The sequence below is a fragment of the Streptomyces sp. Xyl84 genome, from assembly GCF_059731885.1.
Map to the genome: position 1 here is coordinate 410,813 of NZ_AP029183.1, position 14,196 is coordinate 425,008.

A 14,196-nucleotide genomic window follows, 5' to 3' on the forward strand; every position below is an offset into this window, starting at 1 on the left:
CCTCCGGCTCAGGCGGCGTAGCGGTTGACGGGGCGGGGCAGGCCCAGCAGGCCGCGGACGGTGCCGGCCTCGTAGGCGGTGCGGAAGGCGTCGCGGCGCTGGAGCTCGGGGACCAGTCCGCGGGTGATGGCCGGCAGGTCGTGACCGGCGACGGCGGGGCGCAGGCGGAAACCGGTCAGCCCGGCGCTGTGGAGTTCCTGGAGCAGATCGGCGAGCTGGGCGGGCGTACCGGCGAAGATGCGGGCGTCGCTGGTGTACGGCTCCCCCGCCAGGGCGTCGAGGCGTGCGCGCCGGTCCTCCGCGGCGGCCTGCTCGGCGTCCAGGAAGACCACCAGGTCACCGAAGACGTGCAGGGGTTCGCCGGCCCGCCCGGCCGCCTCCTGCTCGGCGCGGATCTCGGCGACGATCGCGCGGGCCTGCCCGGCGTCGTGCGGGGTGACGTAGCCGACGTCGGCCTGGCGGGCCACCAGCCGGTACGGGACGGTCTGGTGGGCCAGGGCGGTGACCAGCGGCTGGCCCTGGGGCGGGCGGGGAGTGATGGAGGGTCCCTTGACGCTGAAGTACTTGCCCTCGAAGTCGATGTAGTGCAGTTTGTCCCGGTCGATGAAGCGGCCGGTGGCGACGTCCCGGATCTCGGCGTCGTCCTCCCAGCTGTCCCAGAGCCGGCGCACGACCTCGACGTGGTCGGCGGCCTCGTCGAACAGGCCGGTCAGCCGCTCCTGTCCGGCCGGGGTCCGCAACTCCTCCAGGCTCAGCGGCGGGAAGGTGCGCCGCCCGAAGTGGCCGGCCTCGTGCGGGCGGGCGCTGATCTGCACCCGCAGGCCGGCCCGGCCGCCGCTGACGTGGTCGAGGGTGGCGATCGCCTTGGAGACGTGGAACGGCTCCGTGTGGGTGGCGATCACGGTCGGCACCAGACCGATGTGCCGGGTGAGGGGTGCGATGCGGGACGCGATCAGTACGGCGTCCAGGCGGCCGCGGACCTGGTCGGTGCGGCCGTCCGGCTCGCCGTAGTGCGAGGACTGCAGACCGAGTCCGTCCTCGAAGGTGACGAAGTCGAGCAGGCCGCGCTCGGCCTCGGCGACCAGGCCGGCCCAGTATCCGGCGGTGAACAGGTCCCTGGGACGGGCTTCCTGCTCGCGCCATGAGGCGGGGTGCCAGCCGGTGCCGTCTAGGGCCACGGCAAGGTGCAGCGAAGGAGAAGGGGACACGGAGGGATGCCTTCCTGGAGGTCCGTACGAGATCGCCGGCCCGCGGGAACCGGGGCGCACGGCGCTGGGGAAACCGGGTCGGGAGCTACGGAGGGGGCCGGGCACGCGCTGCGGGCCGGCGTGGGGCCGGGGGGAGGCGGACGCCCCGACGGTCGGGGCGGTCGCCTGCGACGAGCACGACGGCACAGCTATGCCGTTTCTTCCGAAGCGGCGGCGCCGGTGTGCCGCACGAGCGAGAAGACCGTACGGCGGCGCAGGGTGAAGCCGATCGACTCGTACAGCCGGATCGCGTTCGCGTTGGTGGCCACGGCGTGCAGGAAGGGGCGTTCACCGCGCTCCTTGATGCCGGCGGCGACCGCGCGGACGAGGCGGGTGGCCAGCCCCCGGCCGCGGTGGTCCGGGTCGGTGCACACGGCGCTGATCTCCCTCCAGCCGGGCGGGTGCAGCCGCTCGCCGGCCAGGGCGATCAGCCGGCCGTGGTGGCGGATGCCGAGGTAGGTGCCCATTTCGACGGTGCGGGGCAGATAGGGGCCCGGCTGGGTGCGGGCGACCAGGTCGAGGATTTCGGGCACGTCGTCGGGGCCGAGCCGTACGGCCTCGCGGTCGGGCTCCGCGCGCACGCCGGTGTCCACGAGCTGGACGCCGTGTCCGGTGCGCACGATCTCCCAGCCACGCGGAGTCTGCGTGACGCTCCGCACCGAGGCGGTGCCGCCGGGGCCGACGAGCGCGGCGAGGTCGGCCCAGGCGCGCGGGTCGTCCTCGTCGGAGACGGCGTGGAAGGGGGACACGTCCTCGTGGTAGCGGGCGGCACGGCCGATGCGTCGGGCGAGGTGGGCGTGGGGGCCGGTGAGCGCGGCCCAGGCGGGGTTGTCCAGGATGTGCGAGGGGCCTGCGTCGAGGGTGGTGACGGACATGGCGTGGCGTTCTCCGTGGGCGGCTCGGGTGTGCGGCGCGCGGGCACTCCACCGCGGGCGGCGGTGGAGTCCGGGGTACGCAGTGGTCAGGAGTTGTCGAGCGGCAGTCCGGGCGGGTTGACCTCGGACTTGGTGACGGCGTCGTGGGAGAGGTTCCAGGCGGCGAGCCACTTGGCGTACTGGCCGTTCTCGATCAGGTGGTTGATCGCGTCGGTGAGGGGCCTGGCCAGGCCGCTGCCCTTCTTCGCGGTGGCCGCGATCAGCCCTTGGAGGGCCTCGCCGGCACCGGAGTACTGGCCGGCGATCCTGGTCGGGTCGGGGGTGCTCGCGGTCTGGGTGACGTGGTAGGAGAGGTTGGGGCTGGGGCCCAGGTAGGCGTCGATCTTGCCGCTGTTCAGGGCCAGGTAGAGGCTGTTGTTGTCCTGGAAGTACTTGACGGTGAGCTTCTTGCCCTCGCTCTGGAGCTTCTTCTGCCACTCCAGCAGGATCCGCTCCTGGTTGGTGCCCGCGCCGACCGAGACGGTCTTGCCCGCGAGGGCCCGGTAGTCGCCGCCGAAGGTCCACTTCGAGGACTTGAGCGTCTCGAAGGCGAGGTCGTCCTTGCGGTAGGAGGCGAACTCGTACTTGTGCTTGCGCTCCTCGGTGTCGGTGATGTTCGAGAAGCCGACGTTCACCTTGCCGCTGTCGATGCCGACGAAGAGGTTCTCCCAGGTGAACCGCTTGACCTCGGGTTCGAGGCCGAGGACGGCCGCGACCAGTCTGCCCAGGTCGGCCTCGGACCCGGTGAGGGTCTTCTGGTCGCTGCCCACGAAGCCCAGCGGCGGGGAGCCTGACGGCAGGGTGCCGGAGCCGATCACCAGTTTGCCGCTCTTCTTGACGGCGTCGGGCAGTTCGGCGCTGATGGACTTGACCTCCGAGACCTTCAGGGTGGTCTCCTTGGCGGCACCGTTGGACAGCCGGCCGACGGTGACGGTGCCGGCGGTGTCGCTCACCGCGGTGGCGGCTTCGCTGTCGCCACCGCAGGCGGCGAGCCCGGTGGCGAGGGTGGCGACGGCGGTCGCCGCGGTGATGCCGCGTATCAGGCTGCGTCGGGTGAAGTGGGCAGACATGGCTGTTCCTTGTCGCTTCAGGGGATGAGGGCGGGGTGGGGAGGTCGAGGGGTGCGGCGCGTCAGAGGACCTTGCTGAGGAAGTCCCGGGTCCGCTCGTGCCGGGGTGTGTCGAGGACCTCGGTGGGCGTCCCCTGTTCGACGATCCTTCCGCCGTCGATGAAGACGACCCGGTCGGCGATCTCGCGGGCGAAGCCGATCTCGTGGGTGACGATGACGAGGGTGGTGCCGCTGGTCGCCAGGTCCTTGATGACGGCGAGGACCTCGCCGACGAGTTCGGGGTCCAGGGCGGAGGTCGGCTCGTCGAAGAGGATGACGCCGGGGCGCAGCGCGAGGGCGCGGGCGATGGCGACACGCTGCTGCTGGCCCCCGGAGAGCTGGCGTGGATAGGCGCCGGTCTTGTCGGCGAGGCCGACCCGGCCGAGGAGTTCGCGCGCGAGTTCCAGGGCCTCGGGCTTGCCGAGCTTCCCGGTGGCGACCGGCGCGGCGGCCACGTTGTCGAGGACGGTCAGGTGCGGGAAGAGGTGGAAGTTCTGGAAGACGAAGCCGATCCGGGCGCGCTGGGTGAGGATGGCCCTCTCGCTCAGCTCCCTCAGCCGCTCGCCCTGCCGCTTCACGCCGATCAGCTCGCCGTTGATGCTGACGTAGCCGATCTCGGGCTGCTCCAGGTGGTTGATGACCCGCAGCAGGGTGGACTTCCCGGAGCCGGACGGGCCGAGGATGACGGTGACCTCACCGGGGCGGACGGTCAGGTCGATGCCGTTCAGCACCCGGTGCGGGCCGTACCACTTGTGCACGTCGTGCACTTCCACGGTGGCGGGCTCGACGGCGGCCGGGGCTTCGGGCGTCCTGGCGGTCATACGGCGGCCTCCCGGCGGATGCGGGTCCGCAGGTCACCGAGACCGGTGCGGAGCCTTTGCAGCGGCGTCGGCGGCAGGCCGCGGGTGGCACCGCGGGCGTAGTACCGCTCGACGTAGAACTGGAGAACGGAGACGACGCTGGTCAGGACCAGGTACCAGACGGTGACGACCAGCAGCAGCGGCACGATGTCGCCGGGGTAGGTGGAGCCCATGGACTGGGCGGTGCCGAACAGGTCCAGCAGGGAGACGTAGAAGACCAGCGAGGTGCCCTTGACGAGGCCGATGAGCTGGTTGACGTAGTTGGGGACGATCGAGCGCAGCGCCTGCGGAAAGACGATCCTCCGGAACTGGTAGCTCTTCGGCAGCCCGAGCGCGGTGGCCGCCTCGTGCTGGCCCTGGTCGACGGAGAGGATGCCGCCGCGTACCACCTCGGCGGCGTAGGCGGCCTCGTTGAGGCTGAGGCCGACGACGGCGACGGCCATGTCGGTGGCGAGCCGGGACTCGTCGAAGGTGAGGAAGGCCGGGCCGAAGGGGACTCCGACACTCAGCGTCTTGTACAGGGCGCTGAAGTTGTAGAGGAAGATCAGCACCACGATGAGCGGGATGGAGCGCAGAGCCCAGACGTAGGTCCAGCTGACCGCGCGCAGCACCGGGCTCCTCGACAGCCGGGCGACGGCCAGCAGGATGCCGCCGAGGAGGCCCAGCACCGCGCTGTAGGCGGTGACTTCGCAGGTGATGAGGAGTCCCTCGAGGATGTTCGGCCGCAGGAACCAGTAGCCGAAGCGGTCCCACTGGTAGAAGGGGTTGGAGGCCAGTCCGTGGACGAACTGGGCGACCAGGACCAGGACCGCCGCGGTGGCGATCCAGCGTCCCGGCCGTCGTAGCGGCAGCACTCGCTGGGCGGTGAGGGCTTGCTGACGTCCGTCGGCGGCCGGCGCTTCGGCGAGGGTGACGGTGGCGCCAGGGGGTTCACTCATGGTGGGCTCCGGCTGGGTGGGAACACCCCGGAAGCGCGGCGGCGCGCGCAGGCGCGGACGACGGCGAGGCACCGGGGCGTGGAGGACGACGGCACACCGCGCGGGCGGTGTCGGTCGGTGGAGGCGGGGGCTGAGGGAGATGTCAGCCCCGGCAGCGGGCGCTGCGGGGAGGTGTCAGCCCCGGCAGCGGGCGCTGTCGCCCGGTGCGGTACACAGTGCGCTGTTCACGCGGAGCAGATCGATGGCGCGATCGGCGACGAGGGGGGCCGGGTACGGCTGTACGCAGCCCTGCGGGCGGCGTGTCGCCGTCCTGGGAGCTGCGTACATGGCGTCACCGTCACTGTTCCGGCCCCGGGGGCCTCGCGCTTACCGATGTCTCATCGGTCTGGTCGTCGCCTGGGGCACCCCACCGCGGTGCGAGGGTTGCCGGTCAGCCAGCCAGGGCTTGTCGCTGACACTCATGACCGTTCTGGGCACGTAGTTAAGACAATGACCCGGACGAATGTCAACGCCGGTCCATCAGATGGAACGGTCCCCGGGCCGGGAGTGCCGGCCCCTCGGTCCTTCCGGTCGTGCCGACGCTCCGGCCCGCCCGGGCTCGCCCCGTGGGCCGTCGCTCTGTCGCGTACGGCATCCGTTCGATGCCCGCCATCCCGCCTGCCCGGACATGGCGCGCGGGGAACCGTCCTGTCACCCACGATCGAGCGACATCAGATCATCCCGGACAGGACTTGAGCCGCTGTGAGTCGGGGAGTTGAGCAGAGCGATACCCATGGCGGTGGGGCTGTGGAGTGCCGTGTTGCGGTGCCGGACCGTGCTGATCAGTCCGGCCGCGCGCAGGGTGGTCGCGTGTTCGCTGGCGCTGGGGGGCGTCATGCCCGTGAGAGCGGCGAGTTCCTTGGTCGAGCAACCGGGGTGCTGGGCGATGGCGTACAGCACGGAGGCGCGGGTCCTGCCCAGCAGTGAACTCAGTGAGGTGTGTGCTGCGGACGGGGCCGGGCGGACCGGCACCGTGAAGGGCGGTGCCGAGTCGTGGCCGACGGGGTACCTCACCACGGGCTGCGGTTCGGCGTCGATGTCGATGGCGGGCGAGCCCGCTCCGAAGACCGAAGGGACGAGGAGCAGCCCTCGGCCTTCGAGGTGCAGGTCGCCGTCGAAACCGGAGGCCATGGCGACTTCCAGGACGGGTGCCGTCCAGCGGATCCGCCGTGGGTCGAGTGAGGCGAACAGGGCTTCCACTCCGCCGGTGAGCAGATGCCGCATCCGTATCCCCTGGTCGGCCGTCGCTTCGCCGACGACATGGGCCCAGTGGGGGGACAGCAGCACGTCGTAGACGTGATCCAGGCTCTCGTGGAGCCGTCGCCGCAGGTCGCAGTCGTCGGCCAGGTGGCGGGCCCACGGCGGGAGCGGCTGTTGTTCCGCTATGTGGGCCAGGTCCTCGCGGATCCGGGAACGGGGTGCGGCGCGCGCCCGGTCCAGCAGCTCGTGCGGCTCGCCCGTGCCCGCGGAGCTCAGGAACGTGGGCGCCCAGCCCCCTGGCGGGATCAGGTCGAGGACCATCCGGGCCATGGGCTCCAAGCCGGCGAAGGCGGCTCGTCTCCAGGCTCCGAAGCGTACCGGGTGGCTGCGGCTCTGCAGGGTGCGTACCGCGGCGGCCAGTTCCATCAGTGGCGAGGGCTGCGCCACCCGGGTCCTCATCAGGTCCTCGACCGTGAAGTGAATGCGGTAGACCATGCTTCCCCCCTGCCCGGTGCGAAAGAGCCGAGGGTGATCCTTCGTGAATCTCCCGGGCCGGTCCAGACCGAATCAGGACGGCAACCGCCCGCTCGCCGGCAGCCCCCCAGCGAGCCGGCCGGGCAGGCCGTTTGTCCGCTATTCGGCGCAGCCCGAATCTCCTCGAACGGCCACGGGCGTCGGAGGAATCCTGATGGAGCGGGCCCGGCAAGGCCCCCGTTCCGGCCGGAGGAAACGGCACCGGCCGGTGGGGTAGCGCCTGCCCGTGCGGGCGTCGACGGCTGCCACCCGGGCAGCCGTGAACCGCTCCGCCCCCCCTTTCAGGACCGTCTTTGATCCCTCTCGCGCCTCGTCAGGGCGCGAGGAGAAACGAGGAACCCACATGCATGCACAGCGCATCGTCGCGCGGCTCGGGACAGCGGCCGCTGCCTCACTCGCCCTGGTCGGTGTCCTGGCCGGGCAGTCCAGCGCCACGAGCGACAGGATCGACGGCTGGAACACCAACAGCGCGCCCGTGCGGTGCGGGACGACCAGCCCGTACTTCTTCTGCCTCTACTACTCACCGGGGGCCGAGGGCGCGGTCTGGAAGTCCACGTCCAACGCCGTGCGCAACCTCAGCGGCGCCACGTTCCACGACGACGGGTACGGCTCGGCGGGCGCCGGTCAGCCGGTGCGCAACAACGCGGCCTCCGCAGAGAACGCCTCCTCCGCCTGCAACGTCGGCATCTGGTACTCGACGGACTTCCAGGGGGACTCGAACTGGCTCAGCCCCGGCAAGGGCGGCAACCTCAAGACGTACCTGCGCAACAACGAGGCCTCCATAGCCATTTCGGATCACACCCGTTGCCCGGGCGTGGGCCACTGACCCAGTCCGTTCGGCTGATGTGATCTGGTGCGGGGCCGTGCACCACCGGCGGCCCCGCCCGGCAAGGAGACAACACCATGGGGTACTTCCGCTCCGCCCGCCGGCCCGTCGCGCTGTGCGCGCTCCTCCTGGCCCTCACGACGGCATGCACCTTTGGCCGCGCCCAGCCCGGACAGGAGGTCCCGCCCGCGGCTACGCACGCCCCCGGCGCGGACGTCCGGTCCCTGCACCTGCCCATCGAGCGGTACATGCTGACTCCGGCGCAGACCGCGCGGTACGACTGGGTGGCGGCCTCGCTGGTGCGCGAGTGCATGCGCGAGTTCGGCTTCACCTATCCCGTCAGTCACGCCCCCGCCACGGGTGTGCGGGCCCTCCAGTACTCGGTCATGTTCCGGCGCTACGGTGTCACCGACCCCGATGCGGCCCGGACCTGGGGCTATCACGTGCCTCGCGACGAACCTCCGTCCACCGCCACCGCCGGTCGCGCACAGGCCAAGCCACCGGCTCTGTCCGCGCAGGCCCGGACCGTCCTCAGCGGTGTCGACGTGACCACCGGCAGACGGATCACCGAGTATCTTGGCCGGCGCATTCCGGTGAACGGGTGTTACGGCGCTCCCGACCGCGCACTGGGCATGCGGTCCTCGGCGTCGGACGGCCTCCAGGGACCCGGCACCGGAGCGGGCGGCGTCGTCTCCCGCATCAAAGCCGAGAGTTTCGTCGCTTCGTCCCGGGACCCGCGCGTCACGGCCGTCTTCCGCCGCTGGCAGCAGTGCATGGAGCGGAACGGTTACCGCGTACCCGCCGACCCGCTGAGCGCCTCGGCCCGGTTGCCGGCGCTGGACCTCCCCGAGCCCGATCACGCGGAACTCGCGCAGGCGCGGACAGACGTCGCCTGCAAGCAGCAGACGAACCTGGTCGGGGTCTGGTTCGCGGTCGAATCCGCTTACCAGGAGGCGGCCATCACCCGTGAACGCGACGGTCTCACCCGTGTCGCACGCGACCGTGACCGCGAACTCGCCGCGGTGCAGCGGTACCTGTCCGGCAAGGTCCCTGCCTCGCCGTGAGCCTCGAGAGCAGCCGGCGGGATCACCGCAGCAGGGCGGCCACGGCCGCCAGGGCCCCGGTCACCGTCGCCACCACGATCAGCGTGGCCCCGAACGCCGCTCCCGCCCGCAGCGCCGCTGCCGGATACGACCCACCGGACCGGCGAACCAGGTACCCCGCGCCGACACCCACCACGGCCGCGGCCAGCACCACCAGCACACAGCCCAGCCCCATCATGAACACGATCATCGCCACAGCTCACCAGCCTCTCGGTACACGCAGCGGGAATCGCTGCATGTACCGAAGGTGCTGGACTAAGCGTTGAATGACGTTCACAGTGAATGGGAGCGAACGGAATTCAATGACAGCACCATCGCGTCGGGGGGCGATTCTTGGAGGCGCGGCGCACCCCTGGCGAGCGGCGGATCACGGACCCGCAGGTCGCACGCGACGAACTCAGCGACCTGCTGGAGACCGCGCTCAGCAGGAAGGGGTGGACCAAAGCGACGCTGGCACAGCGGTGTTCGCTGTCGACGACCACTGTCAGTCACGCCTTCAACAACAAGCGGCCGGCGCCCAGCATCCGCACGCTCACCGCCCTTGACGACGTCCTGAGAATCGGCCTCGACCGGCTGAAGGCGTTGCGCAGGAGCGCTCTGCAACAGACCAGCCCCCGGCTCCTCGCGCCTGTTGCCGAGCGCGACGGCGGCGGCCCGGCCGAGCCGGACGCGTCCGTGCGGGCGGGCGAAGAAGGGGCCGGTACACCGGCAGGAACCGGTCCCGTCACCGCGCTGCTCGGTACCGGAGTCTCCGGTCCCGTGGCAGTCACGGGCGACGACAGCCGGTTCCCGGTCGACGGGGACCTGGTCGTGAGGGCTCGTGCCCAGCGTCGGATGCCCTCCTACCACTACGAGATCCTCGAGTTCGAGGCCGAGAGGTTCGAGGGACGCCGGGCCGAACTCGCGGCGATGACGGCGTTCTGCGACGGCACGGACGGCTCGCCCTCACCGTACTGGCGGTGGGTCGGGGACGCCTGGTGCGGCAAGACCGCCCTCATGGCGCACTTCGCGCTCCACCACCCGCGGAACATGGATGTCCTGCCCTTCTTCGTCACAGCCCGTATGCCCGGACGGTCCGACCGGCGCGCCTTCCTCCACGTGCTCCAAAAGCGGTTGAGCGGCTACCTGAACGACACCGGACTCGAATGTTGCGACCAGGGCACCCTCCACGAAGCCCTGGAACGTGCGGCGCAGCAGGCCAAGGCCGCCGGACGGCATCTCGTCCTGCTCGTCGACGGCATGGACGAGGACACCGGACTTCCGCGGTCGAGTGCGGGGCACAGCATCGCCGCGCTGCTGCCGAGCAAGCCGCCGGACGGGTTGCGGATCGTCGTCGCGGGGCGGCCGCACCCGCCTGTCCCCGGTGATGTCGCGCGGAAGCATCCGCTGCGCGACCCCGGAATCGATCACCCACTGCGCGAGATCCCGGCCGCGCGCGCCATCCGCGAGGACGCCGAACGCAACCTCGGCCTGCTCCTCGAATCGAAAGGCCTCGCGCGCGACCTGGTCGCCTTCACCGCGGCGGCCGGCGGCGGTCTCGACTCCGAGGACTTCGCACGGCTGACGGATTTCAGCCCGCTGGGCGTCGAGCAGGTACTGGGCGGATCGGCGGGCAGGGTCTTCCAGAAGAGCGCCGCGCGCCTCGCTCCCGAGGGAGGCAGGCTCTACTACTTCGCACACCAGGAACTGCTTGTCACCGCCCGGAACCTGCTGCGGCCCGCCGAGCTGAGGGCTGCACGCGACCGCCTGCACCAGTTCGTCGCGGTGTTCCGGGCGGCCGGCTGGCCGGAGGAAACGCCGGAGTTCGCGCTGCTCGGCTACCCGGCGATGCTGAGGGAGAGCGGGGATCTGCGGCGGCTGACCGAGCTGGCAACGGACCGGGAACGCCAGGAACGGTTCTGGGAGAGCAGCGCGTCGGACGCCGAGGCACTCGCCGAGACTCTGGACGCGTTGGAGCGTCACGTCTCCGCTTCGGACCCCGACGTGGGGGTCTGCGTGCGGCTGGCCATCCAGCGGGACGAGATCCGGGAGCGAGCCGGATCCGTTCCCTCGGGCGTCGTGCGCATGTGGGCGCGGCTGGGACAGGTGAGAAGAGCCGTTCAGCAGGCGTCGCTCAGTCACCTGAGCGAACCCGGAGATCTCTACGGCCGGGTTCTCGAGGAATGCCGCTGCGCGGAGGACGCGCACATGGTCCTCGACGCCGTCTTCGCCATTCCTGCGGCCTCCCACCGGCACAGTGCGTTGCGCTGGTGCGCCCTGGCCCTGGCGTCTCGCGGACTCCCCGAACAGGCCGAGGAGTTGTGTATGGCCATCGAGGACCCCGAAGAGCGGTCCCGGGCACTGGCCTGGTGCTGCCTGCGCCTGTCGGAGCAAGGCTGCGATGCCGGGGAATTCTCCGGGCTGGCGCAGAGGGCCGCTGAGGCCGTGCCCGCGTGCTCCGGGGAGGACAGCGACTCCGAGCACCGTGGCCTGATCCGCGATCTGATCAGGGCCCTGGGCAGGGCCGGGCTCGTCGAGGTGGCGCGCGCCCTGTTCGCGAGGGCAGTGGCCGCCGACGCACGGCCCGACGCGTGGTCCGTGTTCTGTGAGGAGCTCGCCGGCAGCGGCGAAGTGCGTCGAGCCGTCTCCGTCGTACGCGCCATGCTGGATCCGCACCTTCACGACGACGCTCTGCGGCACGTCGTCGCAGCAGGGGCCCGCACCGGAGCCTGGCAGGAGGCGCTCTCCACCGCCGCTGCCATCCGTGAGCCGTCGCTGCGCGCTGCGGCGAGGGCGAGTGCGGCCAAGGCGCTGGCGGAGGCGGGGCGGTCGGCGGAGGCCGAGGAAGCGGCCGGCGCGGCCATGGACGAGGCCCGCGATTTCCGGACCGCCGAGGAGGTCAGCCCCGTCCTGCGGGATGTCGTCGGTTTCCTGGTGGCGGCCGGCGCGCTCGGCCAGGCGGACAAGCTGGCTCACCAGGTTCCCGAACTTTCCGCACGATTCGCGGCGCTGAACCGGGTCGCCCTCGGGTGGGCGAGCGCCCGCAGAACGCAGGACGCCGCTCGGATCGCGCGGGAAGTCGCGGAACTGGCGTGGTCGTACTCCCGTTCCGTGAGTCATCGCCTGACGCCGCAGGCCGCACTGACTCTGGCGCGCGTGGGCCTGCTGGACGAAGCCTTGGCACTGCTCGCCGGCACTCAGGCCGGCCACCAGGCCGGGAACGCCTTGATCGACATCGTGACGGATCTCGTCGAACAGGGCGAGCAGGAACGCGCGATCGCTGTCGCGAGGTCGGTCGCCAGGGCGCAGTGGCGGGGCATCGTCCTGGGAGCGGTGGCGTACCGGTTGGCGAGCATGGGCGGGGCACCGGTGGCACTGGCCCGCGAGGCCACCACGCTGGCGCGCTCCAGCGCTCACTCCGGCCTGTTGCAGTGGCTGCTCGACTCCGTGCGGGACATGGCTTCGTCCGGACATCTGGAAGCCGCCTTCGACGTGGCCTCGGCGATCCCGAACCCGGCGGGGAAGGACCACGCGCTGCACGCGGTGGTGTCGGGTGCTGTGCGGCACGGCAGCGTGGACGAGGCGACAGACCTGGCACGCTCCATCACGGAGCCCGACGTCAGGGACCGCGCGCTGAAGCAGACCGCAGAGGCATGGGCGAGGCGGGGCCGCGCCCCGGAGTCCTTCGGCCTGGCGGAGTCGATCAGTGACACGGTACTGCGGTGCGAGACCCTGGCTCAGATCTCCATCCGCCTGTCGGACTGCGGCCGCACCGAGGAGGCCGTGCGGGCCGCCGAGGACGCCTGCGAGTTGACCACCTCCGTGGCGGAGATCCCTCCGGGGCTCGACTGCTCCCTGGAGGAGGCAGCCACGAAGTTGGTGAAGGGCAGGTTCACCGCCGCCCTGCGCATCGCCCGGCACGTGTCCTCCCCGTTCTTCCGGGGCAGAGCACTGTACCGAGGGGTCCGGCATCTCCTCGAAGAAGGACGACTGGAGGAAGCCGCCGGACTGGCGCAGAGCATCGACGACTTCACCTGGTCCCTCCAGTCCCTGAAGGAAACAGCGGAGGTCTTCGTCCGAGGCGGCGACTCGGACGGCGCCGAGCCGTTGATCGCGGCCGTCCTGGCCCTGCGCACGGCGGACGACCTGCCGGAGACGGCCCGCCGGTACGTTTCCGGGGAAGCGGAGGAGGCGCTGTCCACCATCGTCCGTGCACTGCTCGACACCGGGCAGCGGGGGCGGGCGCTGAAGCTGGTGGAAGCGGCGCGAAGCGACAAGCTGAAGCGGCTGGCGGACGTCCCGTCCGGCGTCCCCGCGACCGCGGAGCCCGATGCAGCCGGGACGGGGCCGGAGGGGACGGAGGAATCGCTCCGGGCCACGGTCTCCCGGCCGAAGGCACCACCCACGAGAAGCGGTCGAGAACACGCCGGGAGAAACAACGACGCGAGGTTCTCGCAGCGGCATGAGGTCGAGCGGCTCGTCTCCGCGGGCGAGCTCGACCAGGCCGCGGACCTCGCCCGCGGGATTCCCCTGGACACGTCGGACGTCTTCAATGAACGAGGCGAGGCCCTTCTGCAGGTGGCGGGCGGCCATGCCCTCTGCGACGTGCGGCGCCGGACCCTCGTGGCGGAGGCCCTGGCCTCTGGATCCGTCACCGACCTCGTGAGCACGATCTCCGAGGCCGTACCCGAGGTCCTCATCGAGGTCGCCCGCTGTACTCACTCGTTGAGCCTCTACGAACAGCACGGCTGAGAGCCCGCCCGGACAAACACCCCAGGCCCATTGGCCCGGAGGCCGAGAGGTCGCGGCATGGACGTTCTGCGGTACGGACGGTGAGAGTGAGGCCGGATCGGGGAAGTGGAAGCGGGCCGGGAGGACCTGGATGCCGGCCGTGGCGCGGACGTCGTCATTCCAGGTCTGGAGCAGGGCGAGCGTGCTCGTCGCGTGGTCCTCGCCCGAACTGCGCACCGCGACTCCGGGGCCGAACAGGCCGGTTCAGGGAAAGGACGGCGCCGCAGGAGGACCGCTCAGGAGGCGGACGGCTGGATCTCCCCCGCGAAGACGATCACCTGGTCGAGGAGGTTCCGCCGTAGATGGACGATGTCCGTTCCCGCGAGGCGGGGGCCTCCGTCCGGCGTGGTGAAGGCCCACCGGTACCGGGCCCACTCGTCAGGCATGTCCACCGCCGAACAGCGCACCATGGTGCCGGTCCCCGCCGGGTGGCGCCGGATGTCCAGCACGAACCGCTCGACCGCCTCGATTCCTTCACGGCGGCCCAGCGGCCCCCAGAAGACCACGTCCGGGGTCAGGGCCTGGGAGAGCAGAGCCGGCACGTAGCTGTCGTGCGAGGCGTTGAACGCGGAGAGGAACATGTCGATGGCGGATCGCGCGGTTTCTTCCTGCATACACCACTAATACCAGCCGCCTCCCCCTCTTCCAATCGCGGTG

Annotated in this window: 11 protein-coding genes and 1 riboswitch; of the genes, 3 read left to right on the forward strand and 8 right to left on the reverse strand. The window is 71.1% G+C overall.

Annotated elements, in window-relative coordinates; all coding sequences use genetic code 11:
- Nucleotides 1-8: 8 nt before the first annotated feature.
- The 6 genes from AC6I72_RS33590 to AC6I72_RS33615 form a co-directional block, all read right to left on the reverse strand.
- Nucleotides 9-1,208, reverse strand: coding sequence for an LLM class flavin-dependent oxidoreductase (locus AC6I72_RS33590; protein WP_498005233.1), 1,200 nt, complete (start codon nt 1,206-1,208; stop codon nt 9-11).
- A 188-nt stretch (nt 1,209-1,396) separates the two neighbouring features.
- The gene (locus AC6I72_RS33595; RefSeq protein WP_498005234.1) at nt 1,397-2,122 is read right to left on the reverse strand and encodes a GNAT family N-acetyltransferase; all 726 of its coding nucleotides are present in this window, start codon (nt 2,120-2,122) and stop codon (nt 1,397-1,399) included.
- Nucleotides 2,123-2,208: 86 nt separating this feature from the next.
- A complete protein-coding gene (locus AC6I72_RS33600; RefSeq protein ID WP_498005235.1) occupies nt 2,209-3,231 on the reverse strand; it encodes a transporter substrate-binding domain-containing protein in 1,023 nt (340 codons plus the stop codon).
- A 61-nt stretch (nt 3,232-3,292) separates the two neighbouring features.
- Nucleotides 3,293-4,090, reverse strand: coding sequence for an amino acid ABC transporter ATP-binding protein (locus AC6I72_RS33605; protein ID WP_498005236.1), 798 nt, complete (start codon nt 4,088-4,090; stop codon nt 3,293-3,295).
- Nucleotides 4,087-5,067 (reverse strand): amino acid ABC transporter permease, encoded by a 981-nt coding sequence (locus AC6I72_RS33610; RefSeq protein WP_498005237.1) that lies wholly within the window; start codon nt 5,065-5,067, stop codon nt 4,087-4,089. Before AC6I72_RS33610 ends, AC6I72_RS33605 begins: the two co-directional genes overlap by 4 nt.
- A gap of 357 nt (nt 5,068-5,424) precedes the next feature.
- Nucleotides 5,425-5,533, reverse strand: a riboswitch (SAM riboswitch).
- A gap of 224 nt (nt 5,534-5,757) precedes the next feature.
- Nucleotides 5,758-6,801 (reverse strand): winged helix-turn-helix domain-containing protein, encoded by a 1,044-nt coding sequence (locus AC6I72_RS33615; protein ID WP_498005238.1) that lies wholly within the window; start codon nt 6,799-6,801, stop codon nt 5,758-5,760.
- A 382-nt stretch (nt 6,802-7,183) separates the two neighbouring features.
- Between AC6I72_RS33615 and AC6I72_RS33620 the strand changes: the two genes are divergently transcribed.
- A complete protein-coding gene (locus AC6I72_RS33620; RefSeq protein WP_498005239.1) occupies nt 7,184-7,666 on the forward strand; it encodes a hypothetical protein in 483 nt (160 codons plus the stop codon).
- A gap of 77 nt (nt 7,667-7,743) precedes the next feature.
- Nucleotides 7,744-8,730 (forward strand): hypothetical protein, encoded by a 987-nt coding sequence (locus tag AC6I72_RS33625; protein ID WP_498005240.1) that lies wholly within the window; start codon nt 7,744-7,746, stop codon nt 8,728-8,730.
- A gap of 22 nt (nt 8,731-8,752) precedes the next feature.
- Here AC6I72_RS33625 and AC6I72_RS33630 read toward each other — a convergent pair whose 3' ends face one another.
- On the reverse strand, nt 8,753-8,959 hold the full coding sequence (locus AC6I72_RS33630) for a hypothetical protein (RefSeq protein WP_498005241.1): 207 nt from the start codon (nt 8,957-8,959) through the stop codon (nt 8,753-8,755).
- A gap of 143 nt (nt 8,960-9,102) precedes the next feature.
- Between AC6I72_RS33630 and AC6I72_RS33635 the strand changes: the two genes are divergently transcribed.
- Nucleotides 9,103-13,500, forward strand: a complete 4,398-nt coding sequence (locus AC6I72_RS33635; protein ID WP_498005242.1) for a hypothetical protein — start codon at nt 9,103-9,105, stop codon at nt 13,498-13,500.
- 275 nt (nt 13,501-13,775) lie between these two features.
- Here AC6I72_RS33635 and AC6I72_RS33640 read toward each other — a convergent pair whose 3' ends face one another.
- A complete protein-coding gene (locus AC6I72_RS33640) occupies nt 13,776-14,153 on the reverse strand; it encodes a nuclear transport factor 2 family protein (RefSeq protein WP_498005243.1) in 378 nt (125 codons plus the stop codon).
- Between the last annotated feature and the right edge of the window lie 43 nt (nt 14,154-14,196).